Origin of the sequence: Paenibacillus sp. FSL K6-1096 (genome assembly GCF_037977055.1) — a bacterium.
In the GTDB taxonomy this organism is placed as follows: Bacteria; Bacillota; Bacilli; order Paenibacillales; family Paenibacillaceae; genus Paenibacillus_AQ.
This window is the reverse complement of sequence record NZ_CP150274.1, coordinates 6,170,882-6,185,176: the sequence shown is the minus strand read 5'-3', so window position 1 is coordinate 6,185,176 and position 14,295 is coordinate 6,170,882. Positions and strand designations below refer to the sequence as shown.

Here is a 14,295-nt window from a genome sequence, read left to right as displayed (position 1 = left end):
TGCAATGAAGATAAAGAGAGAAAGTAGGGTGACCAAGATGTCAACGAAACGCAAGCCTCCCACACTCCAGCAGAAGAAGGAAGAAGTGAACCGCAAAGCCATCCTGTGGATCAGTGTCAGTCTGGTGCTGCTGATTGCGCTCATCGTCGTATTATTTATCTTCGCCGGGAATTAGTTAAGCCAATGGTACACTTTATGGGGGTTGGTCTGATTCCGGGGTGAATCCGAAGGATAACGTTCCTCCGGTACGATCAGCTCCTCAGGCAGACTCCCTTTCCCGGTAATCGTCACCTTCGTGCCCATGGGCACCATAGCGAACAGCTCCTCGATATCCTTCCGGCTCATCCGTATGCACCCCAGCGACTCATCCTTGCCTATACTATCCGGTTCATTTGTCCCGTGAATCGCATAATTGCTGTCCGAGAGCTGCATCCCGCGGCTGCCGAACTCCCCGTTATCGCGCCCGTTCGGGTTCACCACCTTGTCACTAATCGCGAATTCACCCTCTGGGGTCTTGTCTCCGCCAAGCCCTACCGCATAGTTCCGCAGGATGATATTGCCGCTGGCCAACGCCAGGCGGTGTTTTTGTTTATCCACAATAATTACGAGCGGCTCCCGGAAAAAAGGCAGCTCCGCCCCGTCAGCCCCCGCACCGCCGCCGCTGGCCCCTTGGCCCGGAGCACCGCTTCCCGGAGCCGCAGACGGCGGCGGGGACGCAGCGGGCTGCGCCGTTCCCGCCAAAGCGGCTGCGCGCAGCGCAGGGAACGCCTCCTTCATCCGTGGTGTCACCCCGCCCAGCACGTTCGCCGGGAACGGCTTGACAAGGTCCGCCGGCGAGCCCGGAAGCGTCCCCTTGGCGCTCTTGTACGCACGCAGTGCGCTCCAGAGCACCGCCAGCTCCTCCTGCCGATCCTGCCACCTGCCGGCTTCCTTCTGAATGTCTGCCGCATCCGGCGGCTGACATTCACAGGCTGCGGGATCATACGACTGGTAGACGGCCCGCCCGTTACCCTGTCTGGATACCGTGGCTGCCAGAGGAAGTCTCTTGTTCCAGAGCAGCCACTTGCCTGCGCGCTTCATGCCGAGCAGCGCGGTAGCCGAGGGCGTCTTCTCTCCGCGCAGCAGTGCTGCCAGTCCCTGCCCCCCGGCCACAGTGTCCGCGCCGACCGCAGTAAAGGCCAGACTTGCCGGCTCCGGCGGACTCTCCTGCTGCTCTCCGGCAGCCTGCGGCAGTCCCTCCGGGCGCGAAGCCGCCTCCTCAGCAGCAGGCTGCGCGGTGCTGCCCTGCCCGAAGCCCGGTGCTACAGCGGCGGGAATCAGCATCAGGAGCAGCACCATCAGGGCCAGCAGCACGCGCCGCCGCCTGAGTCCGGACTGCTGCCGTTCCCGGGCGGATTCCAGCAGTCCGTCCTCATACTCACGCAGCATCTCCGCAGGCACCTTGCTGCGCTCGAAGGCCTCGTACACTTCGCCTGCCTGATTAAAGCAGTAGTTCGCTTTTCCGAACTGGCCGTTCTTATAATATTCCTTGCCCAGCAAGTACCATGCCATCTTATTGTCCGGATGCATCTGTACATAGGCTTTGAGATGCTGAGAATTTTTCACATTGGCCTCCACAATGGAATTATGATTCGGATTCATTCCTATTTTATATCGGCACAAGCGGCAAAAAAAGACACCTCAAGCCGCATTTCTTGCGGTCAGGAGATGTCTTTATGTAGATGCAAGGAACCTGCACAGCTTGAAACGAGCCTATGCACGATCCTGGCATTCCGGTTCGGATGATTGGAAGCTGGTGTTACCCTTCTTTGTTGAACGGCGTATCTGCAATCTTGATCGAGTCTGTCGGGCAGCCGTCAGCCGAATCCTGCAGGTCGTCGAACAGATCGTCCGGGATCGCTACATTGCCGTGGTTGCAGTCATTCTCATAGATCACTTCAGCCAAACCTTCATCATCGTAATCAAAAATATCAGGGGCCGTCGCGCCACAGGCACCACATGCGATGCAAGTGTCCTTCTCGACCCAGGTGTACTTAGCCATTATTATCTTTGCCTCCCGCTTGAACAATACAGCCTGCACCAGCAGCCTGTTATTTGTCTCATATTAATATAAATAGAGCACAATTTCAATGCATTTTGAATGTGTTGACATTATTGCCTTAATCTAAGTCCCCCTGGTCAGCGCCGCCAAGATTGTCCTTCTGCAGCGAGGTGCCCCGCTCCTTATGATTCCGCAGCCGTGCCGAATGGCTGTCACTGAGCATGCCGGCGGTCAGCACTGCATTCTCGCCGAACTTGTTGCGCAGCATGTCCATCGCCTTATTCAGCGATTCCTTCTTCGGCTGCCGCTCATAGTCGAACAGATCGAGCTGGATCGCGGAATCCTCCTTGGGGGTCAGCCCCTGGAGCGTAACTCCCAGCAGCCGCACCGGCTTATCGCCTCTCCAGTGGCGCGCGAACTGGTCGCAGGCCGCCTTGTAGATGTCCTCCGCGCTCTCGGTAGGCGCCTTCAGCTGGCGGGAGCGGGTGATCGTCTTCATATCAGGGGTGCGGATGGTCAGCTGCACCCCTGCAGCAACCAATCCCTGCTTCCGCAGCCGCCGGGCCACCTGATCGCTCAGATTCAGCAGGATCGGACGCGCCTCCGCCAGCCCCACCACATCATGCGGCAGCGTGGTCGTATGGCCTATGGATTTGCTCTGTTCGCGCTCAGGGTTCACTGCCCCGTGGTCGATCCCGTTGCCCGCCCGTTTCAGCCAGGAGCCCAGCACCCCGAAGTGCCCGGTCAGCATGGCCTCATCCGCGGCTGCAAGCTGCCCGATGCTGTAGATGCCAAGCTTCCGCAGCTTCTCCGCCGTCTTGGCCCCGATGCCGAACATCTCATTGCAGGGCTTCTCCCATAGAACGGACGGTACATCGCGCAGCCGCAGCACCGAGATGCCGCTCGGCTTCTTCAGATCGGAAGCGATCTTCGCGAGCAGCTTGTTAGGTGCGATACCGATGGAGCAGGGCAGGCCCAATTCCTCCATGATCCGCCTCTGTATCGCCTCGGCAATCTCAAGAGGTGTTCCGAACTGGCGGGAACCGGTGATGTCCAGATAACATTCGTCAATCGAGACCGCTTCAAGCTGCGGAGTATAACTGTAGGCGATCTGCATGAAGGCCTTCGAGTACTTGCGGTACAGATTGAAGTCCGGCTTAATCACAATTAAATCCGGGCAGATCCGCAGCGCCCTCTGCACCTGCATCCCGGTCGAGATACCCAGCCTCCGCGCTGCATAGGAGCAGGTTACAATGATTCCCCGCCTGGCTTCCACGCTGCCTGCTACGGCTGTCGCCTTGCCTTTATACTGCTCCGGATCTTCCGCTTCGTGCACCGAGCAGTAGAACGCATTCATGTCCACATGCAGGATCACCCTGCCGCTTGCCGGATAATATTGATCCACATTCTGCATGGTATTTACCTTCTTATCTTGAGGGCTTCAGCCCCTGGTTTCATCCATGATTATTTTCAGCATACCTCTCTCCGCGCAGACGGTCAACCGGCTCCAGGGGAACAGGCAGGAAACGGGCCGAAAAGTTCTTTGTTACTTTCCCGCGCAAAAATGCTATAATATAAAAATTAATTTCATATACGTGTAACCACAAACTTTTTTAGGAGGACACTCATGTCTAAGTCTATCTCTATCTTCGATACTACCCTGCGCGACGGCACTCAAGGCGAAGGGATCAGTCTGTCGGCGGATGACAAGCTGAAGATTGCCAGGAAACTGGATGATCTGGGTGTCCATTATATTGAAGGCGGCAATCCGGGAAGCAATAACAAGGACATCGAATTCTTCTCAAGAGTCCAGGAGCTCCATCTGAACGCCAAAATCACCGCCTTCGGCAGCACCCGGCGCAAGAACACGGTGACCGAGCATGACGAGGGACTGCAGCGGCTGATCGCTGCCGGTGTCCCGGCGGCTACGCTGGTCGGCAAGTCCTGGGACTTCCATGTGCATACCGCACTGCAAACCACGCTGGAGGAGAACCTCGCCATGATCGGCGACTCGATAGCTTTCCTGAAGCGTAAGGGACTTGAGGTTATCTTTGACGCGGAGCATTTCTTCGACGGCTTCAAGAACAACCCCGATTATGCGGCTGCTGTACTCACCCGTGCGCGTGAAGCAGGGGCAGACTGGCTCGTCATGTGTGATACGAACGGCGGAACCCTGCCGCAGGAGATCCATGACATCGTATCGGCGGTGGGCGTCGCCCTGCCGGGAGCAGCCCTTGGCATTCATACCCACAACGATTGCGAGCTTGCGGTCGCCAACACCCTGAGCGCGATCGGGGCCGGTGCCCGCCAGGTTCAGGGAACGATCAACGGCTACGGCGAGCGCTGCGGCAATGCCAACCTGTGCTCCATCATCCCGACGCTGCAGCTTAAGATGGGCTACCACTGTATCCCGGGCGATTCCTTGCCGCAGCTCACCAACACAGCCCGCTACATCAGTGAGGTTGCCAATGTAAACATGCCGGTGAATCAGCCTTATGTCGGAGCGGCAGCCTTCGCCCATAAGGGCGGCATCCATGTCTCGGCCATCCTGCGCGATTCGCGCACCTATGAGCACATCGTCCCTGAGCTGGTCGGCAACAAGCAGCGCGTGCTGGTCTCCGAGCTGGCCGGACAGAGCAATGTGCTGTCCAAGGCCCAGGAAATGGGGCTGAATCTTGATCCGAGCAGCGAGCAGGCCCGCAAGGTGATCGACAAGATCAAGGATCTTGAGCATCAGGGCTACCAGTTCGAGGGTGCAGACGCTTCACTTGAACTGCTGCTGCGGGAAGCGACCGGGGAGATGAACGAATTGTTCACCTTCGAGTCCTTCAAGATGCTGGTGGAGAAAACCGCCGGCCGCTCCGTAGTCTCCGAAGCCTTCGTCAAGCTGAAGGTCGGCGGCCAGAGCCTCTACACGGCGGCAGAAGGCAACGGACCGGTCAACGCTCTGGATAATGCGCTGCGCAAGGCGCTCCAGACCTATTTTCCGCAGCTCAAAGACATGCATCTCTCCGACTATAAGGTCCGTGTCCTTGACGAGCAGGATCAGACCGCAGCGAAGGTCCGCGTGCTGATTGAATCCAAGGACTACGGCGATACCTGGAATACGGTCGGCGTATCCAGCAATGTAATTGAAGCGAGCTGGGAGGCCCTGGTTGATTCCATGCGGTATGCCCTGCTCGGGCAGATCTCACTGGATCAGGAGAGCGACACCAGCAATGAACCAAGAGGACTGGTGAATCATTAAGCGTATTGTGCCCCTTAGATAATAATGAAAGCCCTCCAGAAGCGGACGTGATCCGCCTTTGGAGGGCTTTTAGCTTGTCATGGCCCATGGCTCCCGGCTAAGAGCCGGTCAGGGCGATGATCTTTTTCTCCAGCTCCTCGCTGCTTAGAACACCCAGAATAACCTCGCTGACCACGCCGTTCTTATCAATCAGGACGTTAGTCGGAAATACGGCTCCGTTATACTTGTCGAAGATCTGGCCCTTCAGGTCATACATCACCGGAAAAGTCAGCATATACTTCTTCACGAACCGTTCTGCATTGGGCTTGTAATCCTGGCTGGTCACATTGATTCCGTAGATCTCCAGCACCTCGCTGTATTTCATCGCCAGCTTGTTCAGCTCCGGCGCTTCCTGCTTGCAGGGGTCACACCAGGAGGCCCAGAAATTGAGGATGACCGCCTTCTCCCTCGGCCCATCCACCTTATACTCTTTGCCGCCTTCCGCCAGCGTGAAGGACGGAGCCTGCTGGCCTGTATAAGCCCCGCTCTGCAATTCTGCCGACTGCTGCTGCATCACAGGTACGGCCTGCGGCTCAGACTTGATTGCATGCGCTATAGCGAAGACGGCCAGACCGGCAATCAGGACCAGGACAACTATGTTCCTTGTATGGACTGCTTTCATCGGAGTCAGTTCCTTTGCTTGGGGGATTTCTCTCTATTGTACCCCCGCCGCCTCCAGTTTCAAACGTTCGATTTACAGACATTCAGCTTGGAGCAAAAAAAAGAGGATTCCGTCATAGACGAAATCCCATGAAGAGAGAGGGGTAAAGCTGACAGCATACCAGGGAAATCACCCGGCCGGTTAACCTGGAGAGCTCCATGCAGCAGAAGCTGGGGAAGCCTCTGCCCACCAGTACCCGCAGGTTGTCCTGCGAATCACTGCTGGCGCTGCCGCAGCGGGCGGCATTGCTTTGTCCCTAAGGCCAACGCACAACGTAGCGCCTGACCCGCTGCCTTTACACCCTTCTTTATGTTCTGCTCAGGTAAGCATATAAGTCTCCAAGCGTATCTACCTGGCCCTTCTGCAGGATCTGGCGGATATACGCCACCCACAGCTTCGCGGTCATTTTGGCATCCTCCAGCGCATGGTGACGGCCGACAATCGGAATCTCATGGATGGCCAGCAGCTCATCCAGCGTGTAATTGCTGCGGTGCGGCTCCAGCCAGCGGGCCAGCATCATCGTATCCAGCACCCGGTGGGTCAACTGGACCTTCGAGGTCTTCCATAAGGCTGCATTCAGGAAGGCCTTGTCATGAGCGCTGCCGTGGGCCACCAGCACCCGCTGGCCGACAAAAGACATGAAGTTATGAAGTCCATCCATGAGCGGCGGTGCCGCCGAGGTCATCTCTGCCGAAATCCCGGTCAGCCGGGTAATATGATCGGGAATGGCGGCCGCGCAGTTCACCAGCGTATAGAAGCATTCCTCTTCCTTGATCTCTTCCCCGACCACCCGGACCGCTCCGAAGGACATAATCTCATCGCCGCCCTGATGGGAGAAGCCGGTGGTCTCCAGATCGAAGATCACCGTCTCAAGCTCCGAGAGCGGAGTATGCAGCACTTCCGGGCGCCGCTTCTCGCGCATCAGCGAACGGATGAAGGCCATCTGCTGGGCAGTCTGCTGCGCCGATTCCCCGCCCCTTATCGAGGCAATGGCAGACGGCATTCCGCCTTGTCTCAGATTGTTCCAGAATCCTCCGCCCTTGTTCGGCTCCTTCATGGCTGTCTCCTTTCCGCTGACCGGAGCTGACGCTGCAGCGCCTTATGCAGACGTCTGATCAGCAGCAGACTCTCCCGCAGCTCGGCTCTGAGCTGCTTGTTCTTCAGGTCTTGCTCGGCATAGTAATCACTGCTCGACAATAAGCCGTCCGTCCAGGTGTACGGCGTATTCACCCGCATTCTTAAGGCGGTCAGACAGGCCTGCCTGATCTCCTCCAGATGCTTGTATTGGCCCGGCTCAGCGAGCCGTTCAAGCTGCTCAAGCCGTTTCAAGGTTGATGTATCCCCGATTCCGTGGAGCAGCGACCAGTGCCGCACAATATTCACCAGCGGAATATAGAGCCCGTATTTCACATCGAAGCCGCCGGCATTATCGCCGAAGCGCTCCGTGAGCACCTGTCCAAGCAGATTAAGCGTCGCCTTATGGCGGACCGTATTGCGCAGCACTGCCGTCATGAGCTGGCTGCTGCCTGCAAATCCGGCGTGCAGCGCCTTCTTCCACTCCATAGACAGCTCTGTACTTCCTGCCACATGACGCATATCCGAGGCGATAATCAGGTAACGCACAGGCTCCCACTCCAGCTGTTCTCCCCAATCCGCCAGCTGCCGCTTCCACTCAGCCAGCGACTTCCGCCACATAGGCTCGGAGCACATCACCCTGCCGTCACATTTCTCATACCCGATGACTTCAAGCATCCCGGAGAGCCTGGTGCCAAACTCCTCAAAATAAACCTGCCGGTCCCCTTCAAGCTCCTCCTGTGTAATCAGCCCGTTATCCTGATCACTCCACAGCGTCGCCTCCTGCCGGCCTGCGCTGCCGAATACGATGAAGGAATAAGCACAGGGAGGCAGGCCGTAGCCTGCCTCCTTCATCTGCGCTTCACATATGCGTACCGCCGTTCTTGCCAGCTGATCGTGCATTGCGTTCACCCGGTACATCCATTCCTCCACCGGGATTACATTCAACTGCTTCAGAAGCACCTGCTGGCAGGCGGTACGCCTCGCTTTAAGCTCCTCTGGCGAACCGGCTGTTACGATGGATTGATATGCTTCCTCTTCGTTCCAATCTGCTGTCTCCAACGAAGCCACTCGGTCCGCCTCCCAACCTGTATGAACGATGATTATTATTGTTTCAGGGTTTTGGATTCGGAATCCGTGATCAGCTTCATCTGCTCAGGATAGCCGTACGTACCGTGCTCACTGATATCCAGACCCATCAATTCTTCTTCCTCTGTTACGCGGATACCGATAACCAGCTTCATGACATACAGGATGATGAAGGAGGCCACAGCCACGAAGACAAAGGTTCCGACTACACCAAGCGCCTGAACGCCGAGCTGATGGAAGCCGCCGCCGTAGAACAGACCGGCTTCACCTACAAGTCCGCCTTGCTCGATCAGATCCGGTGCTGCGAAGAGACCTGTTGACAATGCTCCCCACATCCCGGCGATACCGTGTACGGAGAAGGCATAGATCGGATCATCCAGTCCTGCACGCTCCAGCCACTGGGAAGTCATGAAGGTGAAGGCACCGGCAACAAGACCGATAATGATTGCTGCCCAAGGCTCTACGAATGCGCAGGCACCGGTAATGGCTACGAGTGCTGCCAGTACGCCGTTAAGCATAGCGGGAATATCCGATTTGCCGAAGTACAGCCAGGAAGCTACCAGCGCTGCCAGACCACCTGCTGCTGCTGCAATGTTCGTAGTGAGTGCGACGTGTCCGAAGAATCCGCCCATCGGAGAGAGCGCACTGCCCGGGTTGAAGCCGAACCAGCCAAACCAGAGAATGATTACACCGAGTACCGTGAACACCTGGTTATGACCAGGAATAATGACCGGCTTGCCTTCTTTGTTGAACTTGCCAAGACGAGGCTTCAATAGGATGGTCGCCACGACTGCCGCCGTCGCACCGGTGAGATGGACTACCGTCGAACCTGCATAATCCTGCATGCTCAGCTCAGCCAGCCAGCCGCCGCCCCATACCCAGTGAGCTACAACCGGATAAATCACAACCGAGAAGAGAATACCGAAGATAATGTATACACTTAGTTTAGCACGTTCTGCCATACCGCCGGATACAATCGCCAGGGATACAGCGGCAAACGCCATCTGGAACAGGAATTTCGTATTCAGCGTTACATCGGAGAAGGCCAGGGATTCAAAGGCGGAGGCTGTTGAATCACCGCCGTAGAAGAAGCCAGTCGTTCCGATGAAGCCGTTGCCGTTACCGAAGCCAAGACCGAAGCCAATGGCCCAGAAGCATAAGCTCGCAATTGCCAGTGTCAGTACTGTCTTACCGGCAACGTGGCCGGCATTCTTCATCCGGACCGAGCCTGCTTCCAGCAAGGCGAAGCCGGACTGCATGAAGAATACAAGGATAAATGCCAGGAACGTGAACGCAGTGTCAAGTCCGATTTGCAGATCCGGTGCGGCCGGGCCCTCAGCTGCGAAGGCGCTGACCGGATAGATCATGAGCGTAATCATGGCCAGGAACATCATCAACATCTTTTTTTTCATATTGTACCCCACTCCCCAATGTTATATTTTCTAACAAAGCGTGAAACTCTTAATGTCATTATAATCAGAAGTCAGGTAAATTGACAAGACTATTTTTTTGAATATTTCAATTTATATTCTGTGTGGGCTTTCCAGCCGGTTTCGTCCTGCTTATGCAAGCGCATACAGCGAATACAGCCTGGTTAATCACGGTTTATTGTATTTTTATTAATCCGGCTTAGTAAACATGCTATCGTTAACCATAATCTTTTCACCTAGCGTTTCCGCACTCCACTCTTTACCAAATGATGAATTCCGGAGAAATACATAACACGATATGTCATGTAGTAATTCGAAGCACCATACCGCATCTTTTCAGAATTCCCAACATATACTTTAAGTAAGTGTGACGTTTGACTGTACGGTTTCCGATTTGCTATCATTAGTTATATCCTTAATAATAGTAAGCGGCCAGTAGTTCAGCCAGACTTATGTAGCGAGGTGAGGCAACTTGGAGATATGACCCTATACCGGATCGGAGAGCTGGCCAAAGCGGCCGGCATCAGTGAGCGCACAATTGATTATTATACGAAGCTCGGGCTGATCTCGCCCGAATCCAGAAGCATGAAGAATTATCGTCTGTACAGTCATGAAACCTTAGCCACTCTGGAACGTATTAATCAGCTTAAGCAAGAGAAATATACATTGGAAGAAATCAAATCCCTGATGGGCAAATGGAATTCAGCCACACCCGAAGCGGAAGTCTCCGGCAAGCTGGTCCAGCTGGAGCTGCAGATGCAGCAGCTTGAGCGGGAGGTCCGGGCGCTGGAGCCTGTGATCCACAGGCTGAAGCCGGGACAGGCCAACCGGGCGCTGGCCGCGCTGCTTCCCCAGGGCGTTGCCTGCATGGAAGCGATCCGCCTCCTGCTGATGCAGGGGCCGCCAATGTAACAGCTTGTATCTAATAATGGAGGAATGAGAGTATATGATGGCCTTAATGTATGTACTGTTAGCTGCCGCTTTCATCTTATCTGTATGGGCCCAGTTCAGGGTCAAAGGCAACTTCAAGAAATGGTCGAAGGTGCCGAACCTGAACGGGCTGACCGGTTATGAAGCCGCCCGCCGGATGCTGGATGCGAACGGACTCTATGATGTCCCGATCGAACCGGTGCAGGGCACACTTACCGATCACTACGACCCGATTAACCGGGTAGTCCGCCTGTCCGAGCCCGTCTATTATGACAGCTCGATTGCAGCAGTATCTGTAGCTTGTCATGAGATTGGCCACGCCATCCAGCACAAGGAGCATTACCCGATGCTGACGCTCCGCCACCGGATGTTCCCGGCGGTCAACTTCGCCTCCGGCGTCGCGCCTTTCATGCTGCTGGCCGGCTTCATCTTCAGTTCATTTAACCTGATCGGGCTGGGAATCATCTTCTTCTCCGCAGCCGTGGCCTTCCAGCTGGTCACCCTGCCGGTTGAGTTCAATGCCAGCAGCCGCGCACGCAAGGTTATGGTTCAGCAGGGCTTCATCCGCCATGAAGAGGAACGCGGGGTCGCCAAGGTACTGAATGCCGCCGCCCTCACTTACGTGGCAGCAGCACTCGTCTCGCTGCTTGAGCTGATCCGTCTGATCCTGATGTTCGTGGGTAACCGCGACTAACCGAAGATATCATCACAGAGAATACCCCGGTTGGCTATGAGCCGACCGGGGTATTCTCTGTGTGTCTGTCTTTGAAATAGGTAAGCAGGAAGTTGCGGAATGACTGGGCTACCAGCGGAAGCTTCCCTTCTGCCCGGTGAATCAGTCCGACGGTCCGGGTAACCTTCGGCTCCACGACCCTGACCTGGGCCGGCTGCATCGGATTGGTCTGGTACAGCGCCATCTCCGGCAGCAGGCTGACGCCCATTCCGGCGGCAACCAGGCCGCGGATCGTATCGGTCTCGCCGCCCTCGAAGGCAATCTGCGGCTTGAATCCGGCCTGCTGGCAGGCCTGCCACACAATCGGCCGGAGCGAGTAGCCCTGGCTGAATAACACGAATTTCTCATCCCGCAGCTGTGCGAGACGGATCACTTCCTCATCCGCCAGCGGATGATTCTGAGGAAGAATCGCGAACAGCTCTTCCGTCATTACAACATCTCCGGCTACATGGCCGACATTCTCCGGGAACGGGGAGATGAACGCCAGATCCACCTCTCCTGAGATCACATCCTTGATTAAGGAGGGGTAGGTCCCCTGCTTGAACCGGAAGCGTACATGGGGATAATGGCGGCGGAATTCCGCAACGATCGAAGGAATAAGATGCGTTCCCAGACTGTGCGGGAAGCCGATGCGGATCTCGCCGCGCTCCGGATCAAGGAATTCATGTACCTCTGCCACCGAACGGTCCAGCTCGTTAAGCAGCGACTCCACTCTTTTGCAGAACAATTGTCCGACCGGGGTCAGCTGCAGATTCCTTCCTTTCTGCATGAACAGCTCCACACCCAGCTCCTGCTCAAGCTGATGGATCTGGCGGCTGACAGCAGATTGGGCAACATGCAGCTCCTCTGCGGCTTTGGTGACATGCTCTTTCTGGGCAACCTTGAGAAAATACTGCAGCTGTCTAAGCTCCACGTCTACACCCTTCCTTATCGTCTGTTTCTTTTGAATACACGGATCATCAGCCCATACAGGAAGAATCCGGCGATCAGGCCGCCAATATGGACGACATAATCTACATGCGGCGTGGCAAAGGACATAATAATCCCCATAACCAGAACCCCGTAGAGCGTCTTGCGCGAACTCTCATCCATCATCTCTCTTTGCAGCACAGCAATATAGAAGAAGGCTCCATATACGGCGTAAATCGCTCCAGAGGCCCCTACAGAGACAATTCCAAGGTCCCCGCGGCTGCTGACCGCTACACCAAGCAGATTCGCCAGGAAGCCTCCAGCCAGGTATAGCAGCGCATAACGCCACCAGCCCATCAACCTCTCGAGCGGAGGGGCGAATACCAGCAGGGCGAAGCAGTTGAAGAATAGATGGGCGAAGCCGTTATGCAGGAACATAGCGGTGGCATAACGCCACAGCTCCTCTTTCTCAGGACCGACATTGACCGTTGCTCCGTAATCAACAAGCGTGTACAGATTCGTGGAGCCGCCGTTGAACGTCAGCACGATGAACATGATCACATTGGCCAGGATCAGCGCACAGGTTACCGGGTAATACCGGAGGTAGCTTCTCCACTTCTCATATCGTATGAAAATCATAACACCCATCCTTTTATGTATGTTGTCCGGCTCGACATGGAGCTTGCAAAAGCTTTATAATTTATTCTGGCACCAATTCGCCAATATTGCAATTCAAGGAGGATACAAGGACATGACGCAAGAACGAACAGGCGCAGCTACGTTTAAGGGCAGCCCCATTACTCTCTTAGGACCGGAACTTAAGGCCGGAGATTCCGCACCGCCATTCACAGTAAGCAAGAATCTGCTGGAAGAAGCTACGCTAGCCGATTACGCCGGCAAAATCAAGCTCATCAGCGTTGTACCTTCTCTGGACACCGGTGTGTGCGATGCCCAGACCCGCCGCTTCAACAGCGAAGCCGCCGGGCTCGGCGACAATGTGGTGATCCTCACGATCAGCATGGACCTGCCTTTCGCCCAGGCCCGCTGGTGCGGCGCCGCCGGCATTGACAGTGTCATTACGTTGTCCGATCACAAAGCAGCCTCTTTCGGACAAGCCTATGGCGTGCTGATCAAGGAATTCCGTCTTGATATGCGCTCCATCTTCGTGGTGGACAAGAACGACAAGCTGGCTTATGTGGAATATCTCAGCGAGATGGCTGAGCACCCGGATTACGAAGCTGCCATTGCAGCAGTGAAGGCGCTGCTCTAGGGTATTATCCCGGCTTATATTTTGAAAAAAGCGGCAGAAGGTCATCCTTCTCCGCTTTTTGTATGTCTAATCCACCTTATATTTGCCGAGTTTCTTGTCCAGGGACTGATATAAACGCTGAATGACGCGGTAATTAGCGCCCAGGTCGCCAAGCGAGCCTCTGGATGCTGAATATATGTCTACGGCACAGCGTACAGGCGTGGTGCTCAGCACGGATACTGTAATATCCAGCGTCCGCCCAAGTCCGGTCCGTTTCTCCAGGGTGATCTCTCCCACAGACTGCACTTCGTGTAAGACCTTGTACCCAGGAATCTTCTTCAGCGTTGCGGAAACTTCATCCCACGCCTTGTCTTTGGAAAGGCTGTAGTAACGCGTTTTCAGTGCCGGATCTTTTGCGCGGTCGCTTGTCCCGTCATGGCTGCGGAATAAACCGACCAAGGTTCTTTTCAACGACAAAATTCTTCCCCCTCTTCAAATCCCAAGTTCACTACCTTAAGTGTAACACTCTTGTCCCCGGAACAAAAGGGCATTGCTCACTTTCACCGGGCAATTACTCAATTTGAGGCTCTATTCAAAAAGGCACCCTGTGCCTGCCGCTAAGCAGTATACAGGGTGCCTTGTCGATAACATTGGAAAACCCGCCTATGCCGTCCGGCTGCAGTGTCTTCTGAACCTGCTAGAGCAGGTGGGTGACCGCAGAAGTCGTTTTTGAATTCCCCAAGTCGTATAGACAGGGCTGTTCAGCTGCGCTTCATGTAGATCTCCCAAGACATTATCATTGGTTCAAAACAACGAGCAACCATAACGTACATCGCAGGATTTATTAACATTATATTGCGTTTTGACGAAAAAGTAAACCTGTATACGCTTTA

15 protein-coding genes and 1 other RNA gene are annotated in these 14,295 nt (G+C 55.3%); 5 read left to right on the top strand and 11 right to left on the bottom strand.

All coding sequences use genetic code 11. From position 1 onward, the window contains the following. Positions 1-37: 37 nt before the first annotated feature. On the top strand, positions 38-175 hold the full coding sequence (locus MHI24_RS27165) for a hypothetical protein (RefSeq protein ID WP_238649372.1): 138 nt from the start codon (positions 38-40) through the stop codon (positions 173-175). On the opposite strand, the gene MHI24_RS27160 is transcribed toward MHI24_RS27165, so the two are convergent. From MHI24_RS27160 to MHI24_RS27150, 3 genes are all read right to left on the bottom strand, one after another. Beyond that, entirely contained in the window at positions 172-1,605 is a 1,434-nt protein-coding gene (locus MHI24_RS27160; RefSeq protein WP_340022656.1) for a L,D-transpeptidase, read from the bottom strand. The genes MHI24_RS27165 and MHI24_RS27160 overlap by 4 nt on opposite strands. Before the next feature lie 193 nt (positions 1,606-1,798). Next, complete coding sequence (locus MHI24_RS27155) at positions 1,799-2,041, bottom strand: ferredoxin (protein ID WP_238649370.1); 243 nt, start codon at positions 2,039-2,041, stop codon at positions 1,799-1,801. A gap of 118 nt (positions 2,042-2,159) precedes the next feature. Next, positions 2,160-3,455, bottom strand: a complete 1,296-nt coding sequence (locus MHI24_RS27150; protein WP_340022655.1) for a DNA polymerase IV — start codon at positions 3,453-3,455, stop codon at positions 2,160-2,162. 213 nt (positions 3,456-3,668) lie between these two features. Between MHI24_RS27150 and cimA the strand changes: the two genes are divergently transcribed. Next, positions 3,669-5,288: a citramalate synthase gene (cimA, locus tag MHI24_RS27145; RefSeq protein ID WP_340022654.1), complete on the top strand. Its 1,620-nt coding sequence runs from the start codon at positions 3,669-3,671 to the stop codon at positions 5,286-5,288. Between the two features lie 97 nt (positions 5,289-5,385). Here cimA and MHI24_RS27140 read toward each other — a convergent pair whose 3' ends face one another. The 4 genes from MHI24_RS27140 to MHI24_RS27125 form a co-directional block, all read right to left on the bottom strand. Continuing rightward, the gene (locus tag MHI24_RS27140) at positions 5,386-5,949 is read right to left on the bottom strand and encodes a TlpA disulfide reductase family protein (RefSeq protein ID WP_340022653.1); all 564 of its coding nucleotides are present in this window, start codon (positions 5,947-5,949) and stop codon (positions 5,386-5,388) included. 346 nt (positions 5,950-6,295) lie between these two features. Next, complete coding sequence (locus tag MHI24_RS27135; protein ID WP_340022652.1) at positions 6,296-7,045, bottom strand: exonuclease domain-containing protein; 750 nt, start codon at positions 7,043-7,045, stop codon at positions 6,296-6,298. Continuing rightward, complete coding sequence (locus tag MHI24_RS27130) at positions 7,042-8,133, bottom strand: DUF294 nucleotidyltransferase-like domain-containing protein (RefSeq protein WP_340022651.1); 1,092 nt, start codon at positions 8,131-8,133, stop codon at positions 7,042-7,044. The genes MHI24_RS27135 and MHI24_RS27130 overlap by 4 nt, the downstream gene beginning before the upstream one ends. 35 nt (positions 8,134-8,168) lie before the next feature. Then, positions 8,169-9,563 carry an ammonium transporter gene (locus tag MHI24_RS27125; protein WP_340022650.1) on the bottom strand — a complete coding sequence of 465 codons (1,395 nt, stop codon included), beginning with the start codon at positions 9,561-9,563 and terminating at the stop codon, positions 8,169-8,171. Between the two features lie 498 nt (positions 9,564-10,061). On the opposite strand from MHI24_RS27125, the gene MHI24_RS27120 reads away from it, so the two are divergent. Beyond that, complete coding sequence (locus MHI24_RS27120) at positions 10,062-10,493, top strand: MerR family transcriptional regulator (protein ID WP_340022649.1); 432 nt, start codon at positions 10,062-10,064, stop codon at positions 10,491-10,493. Between the two features lie 37 nt (positions 10,494-10,530). Beyond that, on the top strand, positions 10,531-11,205 hold the full coding sequence (locus tag MHI24_RS27115; protein WP_340026811.1) for a zinc metallopeptidase: 675 nt from the start codon (positions 10,531-10,533) through the stop codon (positions 11,203-11,205). A 34-nt stretch (positions 11,206-11,239) separates the two neighbouring features. On the opposite strand, the gene MHI24_RS27110 is transcribed toward MHI24_RS27115, so the two are convergent. Together MHI24_RS27110 and MHI24_RS27105 are read right to left on the bottom strand one after the other, a co-directional pair. Then, the gene (locus MHI24_RS27110; protein ID WP_340022648.1) at positions 11,240-12,157 is read right to left on the bottom strand and encodes a LysR family transcriptional regulator; all 918 of its coding nucleotides are present in this window, start codon (positions 12,155-12,157) and stop codon (positions 11,240-11,242) included. 14 nt (positions 12,158-12,171) lie between these two features. Next, positions 12,172-12,792, bottom strand: coding sequence for a rhomboid family intramembrane serine protease (locus MHI24_RS27105; RefSeq protein WP_340022647.1), 621 nt, complete (start codon positions 12,790-12,792; stop codon positions 12,172-12,174). Positions 12,793-12,904: 112 nt separating this feature from the next. Between MHI24_RS27105 and tpx the strand changes: the two genes are divergently transcribed. Then, positions 12,905-13,423: a thiol peroxidase gene (tpx, locus tag MHI24_RS27100; protein WP_340022646.1), complete on the top strand. Its 519-nt coding sequence runs from the start codon at positions 12,905-12,907 to the stop codon at positions 13,421-13,423. Positions 13,424-13,489: 66 nt separating this feature from the next. On the opposite strand, the gene MHI24_RS27095 is transcribed toward tpx, so the two are convergent. Both MHI24_RS27095 and ssrS read right to left on the bottom strand, forming a co-directional pair. Continuing rightward, positions 13,490-13,879 carry a DUF1499 domain-containing protein gene (locus MHI24_RS27095; protein ID WP_340022645.1) on the bottom strand — a complete coding sequence of 130 codons (390 nt, stop codon included), beginning with the start codon at positions 13,877-13,879 and terminating at the stop codon, positions 13,490-13,492. A 175-nt stretch (positions 13,880-14,054) separates the two neighbouring features. Beyond that, a non-coding RNA gene (gene ssrS / locus MHI24_RS27090) (6S RNA) lies at positions 14,055-14,246 on the bottom strand. Between the last annotated feature and the right edge of the window lie 49 nt (positions 14,247-14,295).

Excerpts from the sequence above, each read along its gene's own strand:
- MHI24_RS27135 (WP_340022652.1), bottom strand. The coding sequence starts at position 7,045 with ATGAAGGAGCCGAACAAGGGCGGAGGATTCTGGAACAATCTGAGACAA.
- cimA (WP_340022654.1), top strand. The coding sequence starts at position 3,669 with ATGTCTAAGTCTATCTCTATCTTCGATACTACCCTGCGCGACGGCACT.
- MHI24_RS27115 (WP_340026811.1), top strand. The coding sequence starts at position 10,531 with ATGGCCTTAATGTATGTACTGTTAGCTGCCGCTTTCATCTTATCTGTA.
- MHI24_RS27155 (WP_238649370.1), bottom strand. The coding sequence starts at position 2,041 with ATGGCTAAGTACACCTGGGTCGAGAAGGACACTTGCATCGCATGTGGT.
- MHI24_RS27165 (WP_238649372.1), top strand. The coding sequence starts at position 38 with ATGTCAACGAAACGCAAGCCTCCCACACTCCAGCAGAAGAAGGAAGAA.
- MHI24_RS27125 (WP_340022650.1), bottom strand. The coding sequence starts at position 9,563 with ATGAAAAAAAAGATGTTGATGATGTTCCTGGCCATGATTACGCTCATG.
- MHI24_RS27120 (WP_340022649.1), top strand. The coding sequence starts at position 10,062 with ATGACCCTATACCGGATCGGAGAGCTGGCCAAAGCGGCCGGCATCAGT.
- MHI24_RS27150 (WP_340022655.1), bottom strand. The coding sequence starts at position 3,455 with ATGCAGAATGTGGATCAATATTATCCGGCAAGCGGCAGGGTGATCCTG.
- MHI24_RS27140 (WP_340022653.1), bottom strand. The coding sequence starts at position 5,949 with ATGAAAGCAGTCCATACAAGGAACATAGTTGTCCTGGTCCTGATTGCC.
- MHI24_RS27105 (WP_340022647.1), bottom strand. The coding sequence starts at position 12,792 with ATGATTTTCATACGATATGAGAAGTGGAGAAGCTACCTCCGGTATTAC.
- tpx (WP_340022646.1), top strand. The coding sequence starts at position 12,905 with ATGACGCAAGAACGAACAGGCGCAGCTACGTTTAAGGGCAGCCCCATT.